Annotated in this window: 16 protein-coding genes and 2 pseudogenes; 4 read left to right on the forward strand and 14 right to left on the reverse strand. The window is 66.6% G+C overall.

Annotated elements, in window-relative coordinates; all coding sequences use genetic code 11:
• Positions 1-78: 78 nt before the first annotated feature.
• Positions 79-1,003 (forward strand): annotated as a pseudogene (locus tag ABIB42_RS22020) (LysR family transcriptional regulator).
• 166 nt (positions 1,004-1,169) lie between these two features.
• On the opposite strand, the pseudogene ABIB42_RS22025 reads toward ABIB42_RS22020, so the two are convergent.
• The 4 genes and pseudogenes from ABIB42_RS22025 to ABIB42_RS22040 form a co-directional block, all read right to left on the reverse strand.
• Positions 1,170-1,454, reverse strand: a pseudogene (locus ABIB42_RS22025) (molybdopterin dinucleotide binding domain-containing protein); the annotation flags it as partial.
• Positions 1,455-1,534: 80 nt separating this feature from the next.
• Entirely contained in the window at positions 1,535-4,000 is a 2,466-nt protein-coding gene (ppsA, locus tag ABIB42_RS22030; protein WP_005666989.1) for a phosphoenolpyruvate synthase, read from the reverse strand.
• Between the two features lie 30 nt (positions 4,001-4,030).
• Positions 4,031-5,212, reverse strand: coding sequence for a beta-ketothiolase BktB (bktB, locus tag ABIB42_RS22035; protein ID WP_005666988.1), 1,182 nt, complete (start codon positions 5,210-5,212; stop codon positions 4,031-4,033).
• A 71-nt stretch (positions 5,213-5,283) separates the two neighbouring features.
• Positions 5,284-5,838: a glutathione peroxidase gene (locus tag ABIB42_RS22040; protein ID WP_005666987.1), complete on the reverse strand. Its 555-nt coding sequence runs from the start codon at positions 5,836-5,838 to the stop codon at positions 5,284-5,286.
• 114 nt (positions 5,839-5,952) lie between these two features.
• Here ABIB42_RS22040 and ABIB42_RS22045 point away from each other — a divergent pair, with 114 nt between their 5' ends.
• From ABIB42_RS22045 to ABIB42_RS22055, 3 genes are all read left to right on the forward strand, one after another.
• Positions 5,953-6,420, forward strand: coding sequence for a bacteriohemerythrin (locus tag ABIB42_RS22045; RefSeq protein ID WP_005666986.1), 468 nt, complete (start codon positions 5,953-5,955; stop codon positions 6,418-6,420).
• A gap of 118 nt (positions 6,421-6,538) precedes the next feature.
• Complete coding sequence (locus ABIB42_RS22050) at positions 6,539-7,936, forward strand: aromatic ring-hydroxylating dioxygenase subunit alpha (RefSeq protein WP_005666985.1); 1,398 nt, start codon at positions 6,539-6,541, stop codon at positions 7,934-7,936.
• A 41-nt stretch (positions 7,937-7,977) separates the two neighbouring features.
• A complete protein-coding gene (locus ABIB42_RS22055) occupies positions 7,978-8,547 on the forward strand; it encodes a 3-phenylpropionate/cinnamic acid dioxygenase subunit beta (protein ID WP_005666984.1) in 570 nt (189 codons plus the stop codon).
• Between the two features lie 31 nt (positions 8,548-8,578).
• On the opposite strand, the gene ABIB42_RS22060 is transcribed toward ABIB42_RS22055, so the two are convergent.
• The 10 genes from ABIB42_RS22060 to ABIB42_RS22105 all read right to left on the reverse strand — a co-directional run bounded on the left by ABIB42_RS22060 (position 8,579) and on the right by ABIB42_RS22105 (position 20,434).
• Positions 8,579-9,799: a multidrug effflux MFS transporter gene (locus ABIB42_RS22060; RefSeq protein ID WP_005666982.1), complete on the reverse strand. Its 1,221-nt coding sequence runs from the start codon at positions 9,797-9,799 to the stop codon at positions 8,579-8,581.
• Positions 9,800-10,834: a hypothetical protein gene (locus ABIB42_RS22065; RefSeq protein WP_005666981.1), complete on the reverse strand. Its 1,035-nt coding sequence runs from the start codon at positions 10,832-10,834 to the stop codon at positions 9,800-9,802. It abuts the gene before it with no gap.
• Entirely contained in the window at positions 10,831-11,772 is a 942-nt protein-coding gene (locus ABIB42_RS22070) for a Rieske 2Fe-2S domain-containing protein (protein ID WP_429248999.1), read from the reverse strand. Before ABIB42_RS22070 ends, ABIB42_RS22065 begins: the two co-directional genes overlap by 4 nt.
• Positions 11,773-11,784: 12 nt before the next feature.
• A complete protein-coding gene (locus ABIB42_RS22075; protein ID WP_005666975.1) occupies positions 11,785-12,711 on the reverse strand; it encodes a quinone oxidoreductase family protein in 927 nt (308 codons plus the stop codon).
• Positions 12,711-13,541 carry an SDR family NAD(P)-dependent oxidoreductase gene (locus ABIB42_RS22080; protein ID WP_429249000.1) on the reverse strand — a complete coding sequence of 277 codons (831 nt, stop codon included), beginning with the start codon at positions 13,539-13,541 and terminating at the stop codon, positions 12,711-12,713. The genes ABIB42_RS22075 and ABIB42_RS22080 overlap by 1 nt, the downstream gene beginning before the upstream one ends.
• 27 nt (positions 13,542-13,568) lie before the next feature.
• A complete protein-coding gene (locus ABIB42_RS22085; RefSeq protein ID WP_005666971.1) occupies positions 13,569-14,399 on the reverse strand; it encodes an enoyl-CoA hydratase/isomerase family protein in 831 nt (276 codons plus the stop codon).
• Position 14,400: 1 nt separating this feature from the next.
• Entirely contained in the window at positions 14,401-15,366 is a 966-nt protein-coding gene (locus ABIB42_RS22090; RefSeq protein WP_071362788.1) for a lactoylglutathione lyase, read from the reverse strand.
• Positions 15,359-17,815 carry an efflux RND transporter permease subunit gene (locus ABIB42_RS22095; RefSeq protein ID WP_005666967.1) on the reverse strand — a complete coding sequence of 819 codons (2,457 nt, stop codon included), beginning with the start codon at positions 17,813-17,815 and terminating at the stop codon, positions 15,359-15,361. The genes ABIB42_RS22090 and ABIB42_RS22095 overlap by 8 nt, the downstream gene beginning before the upstream one ends.
• A 1-nt stretch (position 17,816) precedes the next feature.
• Positions 17,817-18,974: a WD40/YVTN/BNR-like repeat-containing protein gene (locus ABIB42_RS22100; RefSeq protein WP_083415442.1), complete on the reverse strand. Its 1,158-nt coding sequence runs from the start codon at positions 18,972-18,974 to the stop codon at positions 17,817-17,819.
• 95 nt (positions 18,975-19,069) lie between these two features.
• Complete coding sequence (locus ABIB42_RS22105; RefSeq protein WP_429249001.1) at positions 19,070-20,434, reverse strand: DUF1329 domain-containing protein; 1,365 nt, start codon at positions 20,432-20,434, stop codon at positions 19,070-19,072.
• Positions 20,435-20,447 lie beyond the last annotated feature (13 nt).

Consider the following 20,447-nt stretch of genomic DNA (forward strand, 5'->3'; position numbering starts at 1 on the left):
CTAGACATTGCAGCGCCCGCAATAAAGAGCTTTTCGGGCAATGTATAATTGCGTATATTGGAATAATCAGGAGCAGGGATGGACAGGCTGGTCTCGATGCGCGTGTTTGTGAAGGTAGTGGACCACGGCAGCTTTGCGGGAGCGGCCGCCGCGCTGGGGATGTCGGCCGCTGTCGTCACGCGTAATGTCGCCGACCTTGAGACCCACCTCGGCACCCGCCTGCTGAACCGCACGACACGCCGCCTGTCGCTGACCGAGACCGGCCAGCAGTACCTCGACCGGGTGCGCCAGATTTTGCTCGACATCGACGACGCCGACGCCGCCGCCTCGTCCAGCTCGCAACAGCCGAGCGGCACCCTGCGCATCTACTGCCATCCTGCCTTCGGTAAGGCGCAACTCGCCCGGCTGCTGCCGCGCTTTGCACAGGCCACCCCGGACGTGGTGCTCGACGTCACGCTGGCCGACCACGATGTCGACCTGGTCGAACAGGGTTTCGATGTAGGCATCTTCATCGGCCTGCAAAAGCTGGACGCCAGCATGATTGTGCGCCAGCTCGCGACCTCGAACGTGGTGCTGAGCGCCGCGCCGGACTACCTGGCGCGCCGTGGCGCCCCGGGCAAGCCATCAGACATCGCGCAGCACGACTGCCTGCTTCGCCTTCGAGCAGCTGCGCCACACCTGGCCGGTGGCGTGGAACGACGAGGTGGTGCATGTCCCCATCACGAGCCGGATGGTGTCCAACAGCGGGGACATCCTGCGCCAGGGGGCGCTGGCCGGGATGGGCATCATGCTGCGCTCCTCGTTTACGCTCGAGGATGACTTCGAGAGCGGCCGCCTGGTGCAGCTGCTGCAGGGCCACCACGTGGGCCAGCTTTCGGTGATGATGGTCTACCCGAGCCGGCGCCTGCTGTCAGCCAAGGTGCGCAGCTTCGTCGACTTCATGGCCGCCCAGTTCCCGCGTCCGGACAGCGACCCGTGGCTGCCGGCGCCCGCACTTGCTTGACGCTGGCACTACATCAATCCATCCATGCGCCAGACCTCGCTGCAGCCATTGCGATTTTGTCCAGTTCTGACACAGGAACCCCATCCTGGGATGTTAATGACAAGGCAGGACAAGCTGCTGCTTGCGCAGGACGATAGCGGATAACCATTGGGCAGATCGTGGCGAATCATTTTGCCGCTTTCGCGTATCCGGCGAGGATCTGGCCGCCACCGTAACTGCCTTGCCGGGCCATGACTCCGCCGGGACTGATCTTGATGGCGCAATACTTGAATTCCGGGATTTTGCCGAACGGATCGAGCGCTGCGTTCGTCAGGCGGTTGATCGCCGCCTCGTAGTAGCAGAACGGTACGAAGACCGCGCCCACCGGCGAACTGTCGTCAGCGCGGGCGTAGAGCACCACCTCCCCGCGGCGCGACGCGATCGTGATCGGCCGGCCAGGCTGGATGCCCAGCCGCTGCACTTCCGGAATATCATTTTAGACCTGAATTTGGATCGACCCGGCCGTGCAATCGTCGGGGAAACCTGATCTCATCATGTCGCCTGGTGCCCTGCCAGCCTCTGCCACGTCTCGATCACCGAGTCCGGATTGAGCGACATCGACTCGATACCCTCATCGACCAGCCACTGCGCGAAGTCGGGATGGTCCGACGGACCCTGGCCGCAGATGCCGATGTACTTGCCCTGCGCGCGGCAGGCCTTGATTGCCAGCGACAGCATGGCCTTCACCGCCGGGTCGCGCTCATCGAAGTCCTTGGCCAGCAACTCCATGCCGGAGTCGCGGTCCAGGCCCAGCGTCAGCTGGGTCAGGTCGTTCGAACCGATCGAGAAGCCGTCGAAATACTGCAGGAACTGCTCGGCCAGGATGGCGTTGGACGGCACTTCGCACATCATGATGACGCGCAGGCCGCCTGCGCCTCCACCTTCGCCGCGCTTCAGGCCGTACTTCGCCAGCAGCTCGATGACCTTCTCGGCCTGGCCCAGGGTGCGCACGAAAGGAATCATCAGCTCGACGTTGGTCAGGCCCATGTCCTCGCGCACGCGCTTCATGGCCATGCATTCCATCTCGAAGGACTCGGCGAAGTCCTCGGCCAGGTAGCGCGCGGCGCCGCGGAAGCCCAGCATCGGGTTTTCCTCGTCCGGCTCGTAGCGCGAACCGCCGATCAGCTTCTTGTACTCGTTCGACTTGAAGTCGGACAGGCGCACGATCACCGGCTTGGGCCAGAAGGCCGCGGCAATGGTCGCCACACCCTCGGCCAGCTTGTCGACATAGAAGGCGCGCGGCGAGGCATGGCCGCAGCCCACCGACTCAACCGCTTTTTTGAGGTCGACGTCGATGTTCGGGTACTCGAGGATGGCCTTCGGGTGCACGCCGATGTTGTTGTTGATGATGAACTCGAGGCGCGCGAGACCGACGCCGTTGTTCGGCACCGACTGGAAGTCGAAGGCCAGCTGCGGGTTGCCGACGTTGAGCATGATCTTGGTCGGGATCGGCGGCAGCTCGCCGCGCGAGACTTCGGTGATCTCGGTTTCCAGCAGGCCGTCGTAGATCTTGCCTTCGTCGCCTTCGGCGCACGAGACGGTGACAAACGTGCCGTCCTTCAGCGCGTCGGTGGCGTCGCCGCAGCCGACCACCGCCGGCACGCCCAGCTCACGGGCGATGATCGCCGCGTGGCAGGTGCGGCCCCCGCGGTTGGTGACGATGGCGGAGGCGCGCTTCATGACCGGCTCCCAGTTCGGGTCGGTCATGTCGGCCACCAGCACGTCGCCCGGCTGCACGCGTTCCATCTCGCTCGGGTCGTGGATCACGCGCACCGGACCGGCGCCGATCTTCTGGCCGATCGCGCGGCCGGAGGTCAATACCGTGCCCGTGCCCTTCAGACTGAAGCGCTGCTGGGCATCGGTGGCCTTCTGCTGCGACTTCACGGTTTCCGGACGCGCCTGCAGGATGTAGAGCTTGCCGTCGCGGCCGTCCTTGCCCCACTCGATGTCCATCGGACGGCCGTAGTGGTTCTCGATGATGACGGCGTACTTGGCCAGCTCGACCACTTCGGCATCGGTCAGGGAGTAACGGTTGCGCATCTCGATCGGAACGTCGACGGTGCGCACCGAACGGCCGGCCTTGGCTTCGTTGGTGAACTCCATCTTGATCAGCTTGGAGCCGATGTTGCGGCGGATGACCGGCAGCTTGCCCTGCGCCAGCATCGGCTTGTGCACGTAGAACTCGTCCGGATTGACCGCACCCTGCACCACGGTCTCGCCCAGGCCGTAGCTCGAGGTGACGAAGACCACGTCCTTGAAGCCGGACTCGGTATCGATGGTGAACATCACGCCGGCCGCGCCGGTGTCGGAACGCACCATGCGCTGCACACCGGCCGACAGCGCCACTTCGGCGTGGGTGAAGCCTTTATGAACGCGGTAGGAGATCGCGCGGTCGTTGTAGAGCGAGGCGAAGACGTGCTTCATCGCTTCGAGCACGTTGTCGATGCCGACCACGTTCAGGAAGGTCTCCTGCTGGCCGGCGAAGGACGCGTCCGGCAGGTCTTCGGCGGTGGCGGAGGAACGCACGGCGAAGGAGACTTCGGTGTCGGAGTCGGCGACCAGGCGTTCGTAGAACTCGCGGATTTCCTGTTCCAGGCGCGGCTGGAACGGGGTGTCGACGATCCACTGGCGGATCTCGGCGCCGGCGCTTGCCAGCGCACGGACGTCGTCGATGTCGAGGCCTTCGAGGCGGGTGGCGATGCGCTGGGCCAAGGATGGGCCGCCGTCGCTATGCTCGAGGAAATCGCGGAAGGCATCGGCCGTGGTGGCGAAGCCGCCCGGCACGCGCACGCCGGCATTCGCCAGCTGCGAGATCATCTCGCCGAGCGAGGCGTTCTTGCCGCCGACCGACTCGACGTCGGTCATGCGCAGGTTTTCGAACGACGCGACGTACACGCCTTTGGTCAGGGCGGTCGCCGGAATCAGTACGTCCAGCCCAGCATCGAACAACTTGGTCATGGTGAAGCACCTTATAGGAGATTTTCCAGGCTACAAACGTTCGAAAATTGCAGCGATACCTTGCCCACCGCCGATGCACATCGTGACCAGGGCATAACGGCCGCCAGTACGCTGCAACTCATACAATGCCTTCACCGTGATGATCGCTCCGGTCGCGCCGATCGGGTGCCCCAGGCCGATGCCCGAGCCGTTTGGATTGACCCTGGCCGGGTCCAGCCCGAGCTCCCTGGCTACGGCACAGGCCTGCGCCGCAAACGCCTCGTTCGCTTCGATCACATCGATGTCGGCTATGCTCAAGCCTGCGCGCTCGAGCGCCTTGCGGCTGGCAGGAACCGGCCCAATGCCCATATATTCCGGATCGACGCCCGCATGTGCATACGCCACCAGGCGCGCCAGCGGCTTGACGCCGCGCTGCTCGGCGACGCTACGCTCCATCAGCACGAGTGCGGCGGCGCCGTCGTTCAGTCCGGACGCATTGCCAGCGGTGACACTGCCCTCCTTCTTGAAGGCAGAACGCATCGCCCCCAGGCTTTCGATCGTCGTATCGCTGCGCACATGTTCGTCATTCAGGAAGCTTACTTCGCCCTTGCGGGTCTTGACGGCAATGGGGAGAATCTGCTCTGCAAAGTATCCGGATGCGGTCGCATTGGCGGCGCGGCGGTGCGATTCCAGGGCCAGGGAGTCCTGCTCCTCGCGCGAAACCATGTAACGTTCAGCCACGTTCTCGGCCGTGATCCCCATATGAACGGCGTGGAATGGATCAGTCAGGGCGCCGGTCATCATGTCGGTGAACGTGACCTCGCCCATGCGGTTGCCCCAGCGTACGGCGCCCGTGGAATGCGGCGCCCTGCTCATGCTCTCGGCGCCACCGGCAACGGCGACATCCGCGTCTCCCAGCAGCACCGCCTGCGCCGCGCTGATGACGGCCTGCAGGCCTGAACCGCACAGCCGGTTGACGCTCAAGGCAGGCGTTTCATGACCGATTCCAGCGTTAACGGCCGCCACCCGCGCCAGGTACATGTCTTTCGGCTCGGTGTGGATCACGCTGCCGAACACCACATGGCCGACTTCCGAACCGCTGACGCGTGCACGCAGCAGCGCTTCGCGGGTCACGCGTGCCGCCAGCTCGGTTGGCGGAAAATCCTTCAGGCTTCCGCCGAAGCCGCCGATGGCGGTTCGCACGCCGCTGACGATGACCACTTCTCGTTTCATACCCTGCTCCTAACAATAGAAATTGCTTACTCGCGCCGAGGCGTTCTCGGAGAAGACCGGATGCGGCAGCCTCAGGTCTTCCGTAACTCACGTTCGATCGATTCCACCAGTACTGGATGGTCCGGCGCGACGTCCGGACTGAAACGCGCAGTGACGCGGCCGTCACGCCCGATCAGGAACTTTTCGAAGTTCCACAGGACATCCGAGGGATCAGCCGGCTGGTGGCCGTAGCCTGCGAGCCTGGCCCGCATGGCGCCGCCGGCAGGATCGATCGCCTGAGGCTGCAGCCGCGTCAGCTCACGGTACAGAGGATGCCGCCCGGGGCCGGTGACGGCGACTTTTTGCGCAAGCGGGAAGTCCACGCCGAAGCTGGTCTCGCAGAAACGGGCAATCGTCTCGTTGTTGCCCGGCTCCTGGGCGCCAAAATCATTCGCGGGGAAGCCCACCACTACCAGTCCGTCGCCGCGCCGGATATCGAACAACCGCTGCAGGCCTTCGTACTGGGGAGTGAGCCCGCATTGCGAAGCGACGTTGACGACCAGTACGACTTTGCCGGCATAGTCGGCCAGCGTCGCTTCGCTGCCATCCATCAGCCGGAACGGTACCCCGGCGATCTGCGTTTCCATCGTGCGTGCTCCCTTTCGATTTCGATTTTGCAGAAGGCCTGCAAACCTGTGCTACCATTTTTGGTAGACACTTTATCAAAAAGTGTCACACATTTCTTTTAGCGAGGCAAGCACATGTCGGCGAACACCGAAGAACTCTTCACCTGGTCCGACCGTTTCCTGGTCGGCCATGAGGCCATGGACGCCACCCACCGCGAGTTCGTCGAGCTCGTCGGCGCCATGCTGGCGGCTCCCGACGCCGAGCTCGCGCGCCTGCTCGATGACTTCGCCGGCCACGCCGAGCGCCACTTCGAGGACGAACGCCAGTCGATGCTCGCCACCGGCTTCCCCGCCGCCGAGTGCCACATCGATGAACACAAGGCCGTCCTGGCGTCGGTGCATGAAGTGCGCGCCCTGCTGGCGGGCGGCGGGCATGAGGCGACCTGCCGCGCCCTCGCGCGGGAACTGAGCCGCTGGTTCCCGGCCCATGCCGATTACATGGACGCCTCACTGGCCCAGTGGCTCGTGAAAAAACGCCTGGGCGGCACTCCCGTCGTCCTGCGCCGCAGCCCCACCGAAAGCGCGGCGACGGAACAGGCCTAGCACCGTTGTCTTTCTTTGTACCCGCACGGTGAAATAATTCGCGCCCACCGCATTCATTTGTTGAACATACTTCTTATTTGTGTACAATTAAACAGAAGGTAAAACAAAGGAGACAACGATGCACCAGAATGCCGAAACGAGACTGCGGGACGGGACCAGGATCTCGGACCTGATCAATCACGAGACACGCGAGGTCAAGGTACGGGCCTTGTCCGATCCGGAGCTGTACGAGCTGGAGATGGAGCGGATCTTCGCCAAGACCTGGATCTTCCTGGGTCACGAGACCGAGATCCCGAACAAGGGCGACTTCATCACCCGCGACATGGGTTCCGATGCGGTGATCGTCGCGCGCGACCGCGACAACGAGATCCACGTCTCCCTGAACGTCTGCCCGCACCGCGCCATGAAGGTGCAGACGCACGACGCCGGCAATGCCAACGTTCACATGTGCATCTACCACGGCTGGGCCTTCAAGCCGAACGGCGACTTCATCGGCGCCCCCGTCGAGAAGGAATGCATGCACGGCAACATGACGCCGAAAGACCAGCTGGGCCTGAAAAAGGCGCGCGTGGCGCTGTACGGCGGCCTGATCTTCGCCACCTGGAACATCGACGGCCCGAGCCTCGAGGAATTCTTCGGCGACGCCAAATACTATTTCGATACCCTGTTCCTGCGCACGGAGGGCGGCCTCGAGGTGCTCGGCCCGCCGCAGCGCTTCCGCCTGAACGCCAACTGGAAAACCGCCTGCGAGCAATCGGCCGCCGATGGCTTCCACACGCTCACACTGCACCGCTGGCTGGCCGAAGTCGGCCCCTACGCGAAGAAGCCGGACGCCGAAGGCAAGGGCGCCGACCTGTCGCCCGAGATGTACGGCAGCGAAGTCTGGACCGACCACGGCCACGCCATGCGCTGCATCGACCTGGACCGCAAGATCGTCCGCCTGACCGGCAAGGATCCGGCCGAGCTGTCCCCGGTCGAGCGCTTGAGGGCCCTGCCCCCGCCGGGCATCACGCCCGAGATGGTCCCCGAACTGCTGGAACGTTTCGACGACGGCCAGCTCAAGCTGATGTCCTGGCGCCCGCCGCAGGTCGGCGGCTTCTTCCCGAACGGCCTGTTCGAGTTCATCTACCTGCCGCAGCCGGACGGCACCATCGTCGGCGCCTGCGCGCTGCATGCCTACATTCCCAAGGGACCGGACAAGCTCGAGTTCATGAACTGGATCTTCGCCGAGAAGGACACGCCGCCGGAACTCAAGGCGCGCATGCTGCGCCAGTCGGTCCAGATGCTCGGCACCTCGGGCATGGTGGAGATGGAAGACTCGGATACCTGGCCGCACCAGACCGAGGTGGCCAAGGGCGCGGTCAGCAAGACCATCACCCTGAAGTACCAGGCCAAGTTCGACAAGGGCGCCCCGGAAGGCTGGCCCGGCCCCGGCCATGTGGGCGACGGCTTCACGAAAGACGACACCCAGTGGGCATGGTGGAAGTACTGGCACGAGCTGATGACCGCCGAATGAACGATCAGCGCGAACCCCTACAACACCATCAGGAGACTCACATGGAAAAGAATCCGCTCGAACCGACGCCGCTGCCGCCTTCGGTGCGCGCCAACCGGGTCGCCATCGGCAGCCAGGTGTACAACGACATCGTCGAATTCATGTACGACGAAGCCGAATACTTCGACACGCTGCGCCTGCGCGACTGGATCGCGATGGTCGCCAAGGACATCGAATACACGGTGCCCCTGCGCCATACCCGCGCCACGCGCGACCAGGACAAGTCGGTCGTGCGCACCGTGCAGCACATGTTCGACGACTACCGTTCGATCATGCTGCGCGTGATGCGGGTGATGGACACGCGCAGCGCCTGGGGCGAGGATCCGCCCTCGCGCACCAAGCACATGGTGTCGAACATCCGGGTCTACCGCACCGACAAGGACAATGAGTTCAAGGTCCACAGCTACCTGCTGCTGACCCGCAACCGCTTCGACAAGGACACGTTCGACCTGATCCCGTGCGAACGCCACGACGTGATCCGCAAGACCGACGAAGGCTACCTTCTGGCGCGGCGCGAGGTCATCATCGACCAGGCCGTGCTGGGAACGCCGAATCTCGGCATCTTCCTGTAAGCGGCCGCCCTTGCGAACCCGCCCGCCGCCGTCAGGCGCCGGGCGGGTTTTCTTTTGCAAGGCGCAGCGCGGCAATCACGCCCGCGCCGGCGCACAGCCACAGTCCGGCGGCGCCGCAAGCCAGCGACAGCGGCGAACCCCACATCAAGGGCGCGATCAAGGCGGCGAGGACGGCATTGAAAGCGGTTTGCACGAACAGCTGGACCGAGGAGCCCATGCCGCGGCGGTCCGGCACACAGTCCAGGCCGCGGATGGTCATGGCCGGGATCGCCAGCGACATCCCCAGGTTGAAGACGAACAGGTAGGCGACATACCAGCCTGCGCCCTCCGGCGCCGTCCATGCCACTAGCAGGTTGTAGCCGCTTGCCGCGCCCATCAGGGTGAACGCGGCCGCCAGCGTGCGCCCGAGCGACCAGCGCACCGCCACCCGGCCCGCCAGTGCCGAACCGAACACCAGCCCGGCCGTGGCCGGCCCGAACAGCCAGATGAAGTCGCCTTCCCCAAGGCCGAGGTGGGTCATCACAAACACCGGCGCCGACAGGACATAGATGAAGAAGGCCCCGAACATCAGCGCGTACGCCAGGGTCCAGGCCACGAAACCGCGGTTGCGCAGCAGTGCAAGATAGCCGCGTCCGAGGTCCGCCACATCGAACGGCCGGCGCGCCTCGGGCGGCAGGGTTTCGGGCAAGCGCAGCACCACCGCCGCCAGCAGGCCGGCGGCCAGCAGCGCCAGGAACAGGAACACCGAGCGCCAGCCGAACGCGATCTGCAGCGCGCCGCCGACCAGCGGCGCGATCGCCGGGGCGACCCCGAAGATCATCACGACCTGCGACATCATGCGCCGTGCCAGCGGACCTTCGTGCAGGTCGCGCACCACCGCGCGACCGATGACGATGCCGGCGCCGGCCGAGAATCCCTGCAGCGCGCGGAGCAGCCACAACTGCTCCACGGCCGTGGCGAACACGCAGCCCAGCGAGGCCAGCGCATAGACCGCCAGGCCCCAAAGCACCACTCTGCGCCGGCCGAAGGAGTCCGATATCGCCCCATGCCAGAGCGACATGAAGGCGAAAGCGAAGAAATACACGGAGATGGTCTGCTGCAAGGCCACCGCATCGGTCCGCAGCACGACGGCCATCTCGCGGAAGGACGGCAGGTAGGCGTTGATCGAGAACGGCCCCAGCATCGCCAGCCCGGCCAGGATCAGGGTGATCCCGAAGGTGCCCGGCGCAGTCGCCGTGGACGCGGCCCGCACTCAGGCCTTCATGCCGAGCAGCTGCGAGATGTCCATCGCCGGATCGGCGTCGGCGCCGTAGCTGAAGTCGCCCTGCTGCTGGCGCTGCGCCAGGCGCGCCAGCAGCACGCGGTAGCGGTTGCCCGGCGCGTCGAAGCGCGAGCTCAGGTCGCGCCGCTGGCCCGTGTCGAAGTAACGCGCGTTCTGCGGGCGCAGCACCGAATTGTCCTGCGGCTGGATGACGTAGGAGATGCGCGGCATCAGCCAGCGGAACGGCGCCGGCGCATGCACCGTGTAGTTGGTCTGGTCGACGCGGCTGCGGTGCCTGCCGACAGGTACGAAGGGCTGCACGTTCGGGATCGCGTAGCCCGGCTCGAAGCTGGGGTAGGAAATGCAGAGGTTGTTGCGCAGGTGGACATGCAGCACCGCGCGCAGGTCCTGGTATTGGGCGCGCACGCCCCCGATCCAGCGCATCACCGGCGCCACCGACTTGCGGGTCACGATGCGGGTGCGCGTCAGCGTCTCCGAGGTCGAGCTGAACTCGACGACGTCGCTGTCGGATTGGCCATCGCCGATCGTGTTCGCATGCAGGAAATCGGCATGGGTCAGGTCGATCAGGTTTTCGACCGACAGCGGCGAGGACGCATCGAAACGCACCGAGCGCTGGGTGTAGCGTGGGATACCGATGCCGTCGGCGGGCAGGAAGGGTATCCGCGGGATCAGCTCCTCATGCGCATTGTCCGGATTGCCATACCAGACCCAGACGTAGCCATAGCGCTCCCGGACCGGGTAGTGGCCCGATCCGCCTGTGAAAGCGCTGGGCCGGCGGCGCAGTTGCCCGGACAGTTCCGGATGCAGCTCGGCAGCGCGCACGCGGCCCTGCTCGCGCCACAGGTAGACGTCCTGCGCGTGGATGACCCGGCGCACCGTCCGGCCGCCGATGTCGGCGCTGTAGGCCACCGGGAACCAGGTATCGCGCAGGTCGATGTTACCCGGCACCCAGTCGCGTTTCTCGTCCGGCGCGGCAAAGCGTATTCCCTTGTCTTCCGGCTTCATGCGAAGCTCCTTTCCTGCGCAGATGACGCGACCGGCCTGCGATCGCGCGACGGCGCCACCTCGAGGGCGGCGACGGCACGTCCGTCGATCATACTCTTGACGGCAAACGGCGCACTGCCGGCAAGCCGGCGCAGGCGCCAGCCCAGCGGCGCGTCCCCCGCATGCGCGTGGGCGAACCCGCGCCATGCCAGGCTGGTGGTGCCGCGGCGGTTGGCGCTGGCGGCGACCAGTACCGTCACCAGCGCGCGCTCGCCGGCGTCCAGCAGCTCCACCATGAGGTCGCCGCCAGCCAGCGGGACCCGGGTGCGCACCAGCAGCGGGTGGTCGCGCACGAAGGCCGGTCCGATGCCCTTGCCCTTCCAGACGGCGCCGCGGTCGAGCACCAGATGGCGGCCGTCGCGGCGTGGATCGCCCAGGAAGAAATCGGTGATCGCGACGCCCGGGAAGTCCAGCAGGCATTCCGGCCCGTCGAGCATGACGTCGAGGTATTCCTCGAAGGCGATACCCGCCACGGCGGTTCCGCTGTACTCGCGTCCGCCCGCGCGGTAGGCGGCTGCCGGCAGTTCGGCATCGGATTCGCCACTGCGCGCGGCATCACCTAATAGGACATGCACGAAACCGTTCAGTTCCGCGACCGGGTAAGCCTGTGCCACAGCCGGTGGAATCTTCTCCTCGCGCCGCAGGTTGGGGATGTCGGTACATTTTCCACTTACGCCGTCGAAGGTCCAGCCGTGGTAAGGACATTGCAGTCCGCCCGGCTTGACCAGTCCCGGCGACAGCGGCACGCGCCGGTGCGGGCAGCGGTCTTCCAGTGCGAAGGCCTCGCCCTCGCTATTCCGGAACAGGGCCAGCTGCCGGCCGTCGCACACCGCCGCCAGCGTCTTGCCCGGAGCCAGCTGCTCCGACAGCGCCACGATCCACCATTGTCCAGTCGTCATCGGCACACTCCCTCAGCCACGCAGGCGCGCGGTGATCTTCGCATGCGGTCCGCCGGCCTGCGCTGCCCAAGCCTTGCCTGCGTCGTCGAAGGCGAAGTCGGCGTAGTCGACCTGGATGTCCTGCTCGCGCGCGATGCGCAGCAGCCGTTCCCAGATCGCACGGCGGTCGGCCGGCGGACGCTGGCCGGTACCGATGCACGACAGGGTGCGGAACAGCAGGTCGGCGATGTCGAGGTTCACCTGGCGCCCGGCCCCGGTGCCGATCGTCATGATGCGCGCGCCCCAGCGCGTGGCCTTGAGCGCATTGATCATCGGCTGGCCGCAGACCAGGTCGAGTACCACGTCGAAGCCCTCGCCGGCGGCCGCCTTGAGCGCCGCGACGTCGTCCGCGCCGCCCAGCACCACGACCTCGTCGGCGATGCCGCGCTCCTTCAATCTAGCCAGCGCCTCGGCCGAGCGCGCGGCCGCCACCACCCGACCGGCACCGAGATAGCGCGCCAGCTGCAGGGCGATCTGGCCGAGCGTGCCGGTGGCGCCCAGCACCAGTACCTGCTCGCCCGGCTGGATCCTGGCCTGCTCGAGCGGCACCAGGGCGCCGGTGGCGGCGATGCCCATCGTGATGGCGGTGCGATCGTCGACATCGTCCGGAACCTCCCACACTTCCTCGGCCGGCACCAGGGTGCGCTCGGCCCAGGCGCCGTAAGGCAGCACCGAGCGTTCGCCGAAGTAGACCCGCCGTCCGTCAGGCGCCCGTCCGACGCCCTCGCCGCGGATCACGCAGGGGTATTGCACGCCGAGGCGGTAGGCGCCCAGCACGTCCCAGCCGCCCAGGCCCGCCGTGTCGACCTCGATCAGTACGGCGCCGTCCTGCGGGCCCGGCTCGGGGAACTCGCCGATGACGGGGGCGGCGCCGCGTTCATGGATGATGGCGGCCTTCATCACATCCCCTTCGCGCCGGTCTGCGCGAACAGGGCCTTCATCGCCACCAGCGAGGGCGTGTGGCTGCCGAAGCCGCCGTCGGCCACCAGCGTGGTGCCGGTGACGAAGGCGGATTCGTCGGATGCCAGGAAGGCGACCACGTCGGCGATCTGGCGCGGTGTTCCCAGCTCGGGGGTCAGGTGGTTGTCGCGCAGGATGTCGAGCAGGGGCGCCGGCATGCTGCTGTGCGCATTCTCGGCCGGGGCCAGGCCGATCTGCAGCGCGTTCGAGCGGATGCCCTGCTTGCCATATTGCGCCGCCACCGAGCGGCTCAGCATGATCAGGGCTGCCTTTGACGCCGCGTAGGCGGACAGCGACAGGTCGCCCTGCACACCCAGGCCCGAGGTGACGAAAATCACCGAGCCCTTGCCGTTCTTGAGCATCTCGCGGATCGCGTATTTACTGCACAGCATGGCGCCGCGCAGGTTGACCGCCATCGCACGGTCCCAGGCCTCGACATCCATGTTGATCACGTCGCGGTCACGCTGGCGCTGTTCCACGCTCAGCACGGCGGCATTGTTGTGCAGGATGTCGACGCGGCCGAAGCGGCCGACGACCGTTTCGACCATGTTGCGCACCTCGGCCTCGAGGGAAACATCGCACGGCACCGCAAGCGCCTGTCCGCCTTGATCCTCGATCTGCGCCGCCACGCGCCGTGCGGCATCGCCGTCGATGTCGACAATCGCCACCTGCGCTCCATGCCCGGCGAGCACGCGCGCTGCTTCGGCGCCCAGTCCGTTTCCGGCACCGGTCAGGATGGCGACCCGGCCTTCCAGTTTCTTGTTATTCATCTTGCTGTCTCCGTCAGTGTGCCGCCTTCAGCGGCCGGTGAATTGGGGCGGCCGCTTCTCGCTGAAAGCCAGTGCGGCTTCCCGCGCGTCCTCGCTTGGCTTGAGCATCGCGAACAGGTCGAGCTCGAGGTCGAGGCCCTGGCGCAGTTCGAGCTCGAGGGCGCTGCGCGCCGCCCGCTTGACCGACAGCGTGGCGGCGGGTGCGCGCGCCGCGATGCGCAGCGCGAAGGCGCGCACTTCCTCGACCAGCGCGCCGGATTCGCTCGCGATGCGGGTGACCAGTCCGATATCCCTGGCGGCCCGGGCATCGAGCCGCTCGCCGGTGAGCAGCAGGTCCATCGCCCGCCCCGGGCCGACGACGCGCGCCAGGCGCTGGGTGCCGCCGCCTCCCGGAATCAGGCCGAGCGCCGTCTCCGGCAGGCTGAAGATAGCGTCGGGCGCCGCGAAGCGGATGTCGCAGGCCAGCGCCAGTTCCATGCCTCCGCCCATGCAGTAGCCATGGACGGCCGCGATGACCGGCTTCTGCACGGCGTCGATCGCCTCGATCCAGCGCGCGCCCTGCATCCGGCGGCGCACCTCGATGGCGCTCTCGGGGGCGCGTTTTTCCTTGATGTCGGCGCCGGCGCAAAAGCCGCGCTGTCCGTCGCCGCGAATCGCGATGACGCGCACCTCGGGGTCGGCGTCGAGTTCGCGCAGCGCCTGCGGCACGCCCTGGCGGATGTCGTCGTTGATGGCATTGATCTGGGCGGCACGGGTCAGCACCACCCAGGCCAGCGCGCCCTCGCGTTCGATGGCGACGGCGCTGTTGACCACGGCCACTGTGGCGGCGGCTGTCGGGTTCTGGTCGAGCACGTCCATGTCAGGCTTCCTCGAACTCGATGAGCTGCCCGCGCAGCTCGGATGCGTCGATCCGGATCAGCGGCTTGCCATCGGCCGATTCCGACTCCTCGACCCAGGTGAATCTGGTGCCGCGTTCGCGCAGGTCCTCGGCCTTGGCCGCCAGGTTATTCACCGCGATGCGGATGTAATACAGGCCCGGGCCCCAGTTGTTCAGGTAATGCGCCGCCGGGGTGTTCCAGGCGGTCGGCTGGATTACGTGCAGCGCCGCGCTGTTGGCCACCGTGAACGGCATGATGGCGCGGCGCTGGCCTTCGCGGCCGAGCAGTTCCACCCCGCCCTGCGGTTCCCAGTCGAGGTTCTTCGAGCAGCAGCGCAGCGTGTGGTCGAGGTCGCGCACCAGGAAGGCGCGGGAGCTGACGCGCACCATGTCGCCCGGACGCGGATCGCGCGGCTGGGCCGGCGTTGCAGCGAAGGTTTCCGGCGGCATCTGCAGCGGCTCGGTCGGCATCACTTCGATGCACAGGCCGCCGTCCACTTCCGGGGAGTAGCGCGGCCGCTCGGGGGTGGCGCCGAGCCACAGGCGGTCAAAGGGCATCTCCGGCGTGCGCTGCGCCATGCGGAAGGCCAGGCCGCGGCGCATCAGCTTGTCGACGAAGGCATCGAACTTCGGCCCTTGCAGCGCCAGCACGACCGAATGGGTCAGCATCGGGCGATGCCGTCCCTGGTAGTCCTTGAGGCTCTCGAGGAACTCGTGGAACATCGGGTCGCCCGGGTTCTCGTAGTCCAGGTGCCATTGCGGCTCCAGGCGCGTCGGCGACACGGCCAGCGACTTGTGCACGCGCAGGAAGTGCGCGATGTACGGGTGGTTGTCGAAGGCCTGGCGCCAGTTCGGGTGGCTGTGCACGCCGAGCTTCTTCACCAGCAGTTCGGTCATGCCGTCCGGGTCGGGCAGCATCATGTCGGCTGACAGCAGCAGGTCAAACATAGTTCTTCTCCAGTGTTGGGGTCAGGCGCGCATCTTCACGTGCGCTTTTTGGATTGAGCAGGAAGTACGACAGGGCCGGCGTCAGCATCAGCGCCCCCAGCATGTTCCAAAGGAACATGAAGGTCAGCAGGATGCCCATGTCGGCCTGGAATTTGATGGGCGACCAGGCCCAGGTGACGACGCCGGCGGCCATCGTCAGGCCGACCAGGGCCACCACCTTGCCGGTGAAATCGAGCGAGCGGCGGTAGGCCGCGCGCAGGCTGTCGCCGCGGCGCTGGCAGGCCACCTGCACGGACAGCAGGTAGAGCGCGTAATCGACGCCCACCCCGACGCCGACCGCGATCACCGGCAGGGTCGCGACCTTCAGGCCGATCCCGAGCCAGACCATCAGCGCCTTGCACAGGATGGTCGTAATGACCAGCGGGATCAGGGCGACGATGGTGGCGCGCACGCTGCGGAAGGTCACCAGGCACAGCAGTGCGGTCGAGCCGTACACCGCCAGGTACATCGTGATGATGCTCTTGCCCACCTCGATGTTGGTGGCGGCCTCGATGCCGGCGCTGCCGGCGGCCAGCAGGAACTCGACAGGTTCCTTGGCGCCGGGCGCGGTGTTGTTGAGCTGCGCATAGCCTTCGGCGGTCCTCAGAATGCGGGCCACGGTGTCGGCCTTGTGGTCGGCCAGGTAGGCCACCAGCGGCGATACCGAGCAGCTCTGGTTGGTGATGTCGGGCGTGGCGATGGCGGCGGCCGACATCGCGCCGTCGGTGATCGACTGGTTGCGGCTGATCGTCAGCCACTTGCCGCTGCCCTCGGTCATGGCGGCGGTGGTGAAACGCACCGTCTCGGCCAGCGAAGTCGTGGTCTGCACCGCCGGGTCGGCGCGCAGCAGCTGGGCCAGGCCGTCCATCCGGTTCAGCGCCGACACCAGCCGGCAGCCTTCGTCGGCGGTCTTCATGATGACGACGAACTGGTCGCTCGACAGGCCGTAGTGCTGGGTGATGTAGGCGTTGTCGCGGTTGTAGCGCGAATCCGGGCGCAGCTCGGGCGCGCCGGCGTCGAGGTCGCCGATGCGCAGGTCCTGCATCACCACCGCCGACACCGCCGTCACGGCGAGCGCCACGCCGATCGTCGGAATCGCCCAGCGCCGTTCGGTCAGGCGGTCCAGGCGCGCCCATACCCTTCCCAGCACCGAACGGCCCTGGGCCATTTCCTGGTCTTCCTCGAGCGCGCGCTGGGCCGCCTTCGGGCTGATGCCGATGTAGGACAGCGCCACCGGGATCAGGAACAGCTTGGTGAACACCAGCACCGACACGCCCATGCTGGTGGTGATCGCCAGGTCGCGGATCACCGGGATGTCGATGATGATCAGCACCGCGAAGCCGACGATGTTGGCCAGCAGGGCCGTCACGCCGGCGACGAACAGGCGGCGGAAGGTGTAGCGCGCCGCCACGTAGCGGTGGGTGCCGCGGCCGATGTCCTGGATGATACCGTTCATCTTCTGGGCGCCGTGCGACAGGCCGATGGCGAAGATCAGGAAGGGCACCAGGATCGAATAAGGATCGAGTTCGTAGCCGAGCAGCTGCATCAGCCCCAGCAGCCAGACCACGCCGAGGACGGCCGCGCTCACCAGCAGCGCGGTGCTGCGCAGGCAGCGCGTGTACAGGTAGACGAACACGGTGGCGATCGCCACCGACACGGCGAAGAACAGCATCACCGACTTCAGGCCTTCGATCAGGTCGCCGACGATCTTGGCGAAGCCGACGATGTGGATGCCGACCTTGTCGCTCTCGTAGCTGCGGATCTTCTGTTCCAGCTGCTGGGAAAAAGCGCCGTAGTCGAGCGCTTCCCCGGTTTTCGGGTCGGTGTCGAGCATCGGCGCGACGATCATGCTCGACTTCATGTCAAGCGCCACCAGGCGGCCGATGATGCCGGCCTTGGCGACGTTCTCGCGCAGCTTGGCCAGTTCGGCCGGGCTGCCGTCGAACTGGGCCGGCATCACCGCGCCGCCGGTGATGCCGTCCTCGGTCACCTCGCGCCAGCGCACGATCGGCATCCAGATCGACTTCATCCAGGAGCGGTCGACGCCCGGGATCATGTACAGGTCGTCGTTCACCTTGCGCATGACCTCGAGGAAGGCCGGGTCGTAGATGTCGCCGGTCTTGTTCTCGACCACGATGCGCACCGTGTTGCCGAGGCCCGGAAGCTGGTCCTTGTAGGCCAGGTAGTTCTGGATGTAGGGGCTGCCGAGCGGGATCATGCGCTCGAAGTTGGCGTTGACCTTGATCCGCGTCGCCGAGTAGCCGAGGAACAGGGTCGCCAGCAGGCAGGCTAGCAGCACCAGGATGCGGTTGTTGAAGATGACCCGCTCGAGCAGGTTGCCCGAGCGGCGGTCGAAGGATTGCAGGTCCCGGATCACGGGCATGCGCGGCTGTTCGCTGTGGGCGGCCATGTCAGTTCTTCCCCATTCTTGCGGCATCGGCGCCGCAGCCCGGCAGCTTCGCTAACCGTGCACCGCCGGTGCCGGCCAGGGCGACCTGCCCGCTTCCGGCGGGCGCGGCGCCGAATATTTCGCCATTGCGGGCTACCTGCGCATCGGCAGTGGCGCCGCCGCGGTGGATCAGGACCTGGCCGGCCTGGGTCACGAAGGCCAGTTCGCCGGGTGCGCAGGCAAACGCGCCCACGACGGTTGCCTGGGTGCCCAGCGCCAGCGGCTTCCAGGCCGTCCCGCCGTCGGCGCTGAGGTAGGCGTTGCCGCGCAGGCCGAAGGCGACCAGCCCGGCCTCGTTCGAGGCCAGGCCGAACCAGGTGCCGCCGTAAGGCGTCGCGACCTCGACGAAGCGGCCCGCGGCGCGGTCGAGCCTGCGCAGCAGGCCCTGTTCGCCGGCCAGGTACAGCTTGCCGTCGGCGGTCTGCTCGAGGGCATACAGGTGCATGCGGCGGTCGTTCCCGGCCTTTTCCAGCCAGGGTTCCCAGGTCTTGCCGCCGTCGCCGGTGCGCAGCAGCAGCCCGAAGGCGCCTGCCACGAAGCCTTCGCCGTCGGCGCCGATGCGAATGTCGAGGAAGGGGTAAGGCAGCACGCCGGGCGTCGCCGACAGCGCCGCCGCGCGCGCGACTTCGTCGACGATCGCGGCGGCGTCCGCGACACCCATCGCGACCTGGGCGCGATAGTGCTTGTCCAGCACGGCGAGCAGGGTGCGTCCATCAAGGACCCGGGTCCAGGTCTGGCCGGCATCCAGGCTGCGCAGGACCACGCCGTCATGCCCTACCGCCCAAGCCAGTTTTGGACCGCTGAACCGTACGTTCGTCAGATCCGAGGAGACCGGCACGACGGCCTGCTTCCAGGTCTTGCCGGCATCTTGCGACACCAGGATGGTTCCGTGTACGCCCACCGAAATCGCGCTGTCGCCCTGGACTGCGATGCCGGTCATGGGCCGCTTGAATGCGGCCGCCGAGCGCTCGGCCGGCCTGTCCAGGACTTCCGCCCTGGCGGGAAGCGCGGCGCCAAGGACGGCAGCGCAAAGGATCGCCGCGCGGGTCGTCATCGACGCGCGGCACGGCGCCGGGGCGTGGCGCCCCGGGCCGTAGGAAAAGAGTTTGAAGCTGTTCACCGGAGACTCCGTGGTCGTGCATGTATCTAGACGGCTGCCGCGCCGCCGCTGCAGCCTGCAGGCGGCGGGCAGCACTCGCGGAAAACGGCGCTATATCAGCGCGCGGTTTCCTTCGCCACGATGGTCTCCGGGTTCAGGTCGCGGTTCGAGCGCGGCTTGGTCACCACGGCATAGCCGCCGACCAGGCCGTCGTTGACCAGCGCATACATGCCCTTGTTGAAGTCGAAGATCACGTTCTTCACGGTGTACGGCGCATCGACGTCGTACAGCTGGATCATCGAGTTGAAGATCGAGCGGTACAGCTGGCCGCTGCGGTCGTAGGCGTCGTACAGCATGGCGCCGTAGCTGTCTTCATCGATGTAATAGGTACGCTTGGCGTAGGCGTGGCGGAAGCCCTGCTTCAGGGTCGCCTCGACCACCCACATGCGGTGCAGCTCCCAGCGCCAGCAGGCCGGGTTCGGGTACTTTTCCTTGAACTGCTCCTCGACGCCGCAGCCGAAGTACAGCTTGTAGGCGTTGTAAGGCACGTACATTTCCTTCTTGCCGACCAGCTTGAAGTCGAAGCGGTCCATCTGGCCCGAGAATACGAACAGCTCGTCGAACAGCGTGACGCCGCCCATGCTGGCCACCGGGGTATCGTAGGAGAACTCGGGCGCGAGCTTGATGCGGCGCTGGCCCGGCGCATAACTCCAGGCGCGGCGCGGCTTCTGGGTCGGGTCGAGGAAGTCCATCAGGCCGGTGACTTCGCCCGCCTTGCGGATCGGCGCGCTGGTGACCGAGTAGGTGCGCCAGTACATCTGCTCGTCGCGGCCATCCAGGTCCTCGTGGTAGTACGGCGTTTCCTCGAAGGTCTGCTGCTGCGAGGTCATGACGGCCTTGCCGCTGGCGTCGACCACCCACGAGCGCGAGGACCGGGTGGTGGTGTCGGCCTTGTAGCGCAGCTGCTGGTTCCACATCATCTCGTTGCCGGTCTTCGCGATCGGGAACGGGATGCCGCCGCGGCAGGCCTGGTCCACCGCCAGGCCGCCCTTGGCGGTCTTGCAGCTGGTCGCATTGCGCACCGTCTTGGCCAGCACGCGCTCCGGCACCGCGGCGGTGCGATGGGTCGGGTACACGTCCATGTAGAAGCCCGAATGCTTCTTGAACAGCTCCTTCTGGCCGTCGGACAGCTTGTCGGCATGCTGCTGGTAGTTCCTGGCGTCGATGCGCAGGACAGGCGCCTCGTCCTTGAACGGGTCGGCCCAGACGCCGCTGCCCGCCTTGAAGCCGGCCGGCGCCTTCTGCAGGCCGCCGGTATAGGCCGGGATGGTGCCTTCCTTGTTGCCGGCCTTGACGGCGCCGAGCTGGGTCAGCGTGCTGCCGAGCTGCTTGGCCTCGTCGGGGGTGACCTGGGCCTGCGTGCCGCTGGCCAGGCCTGCCAGCCCTGCCAGCGAGCCGATGATGAGTCGCTTGATGTTCATGTCGAGTCTCCTG

Origin of the sequence: Massilia sp. UYP32, assembly GCF_050434365.1 — a bacterium.
In the GTDB taxonomy this organism is placed as follows: domain Bacteria; phylum Pseudomonadota; class Gammaproteobacteria; order Burkholderiales; family Burkholderiaceae_D; genus Telluria; species Telluria timonae.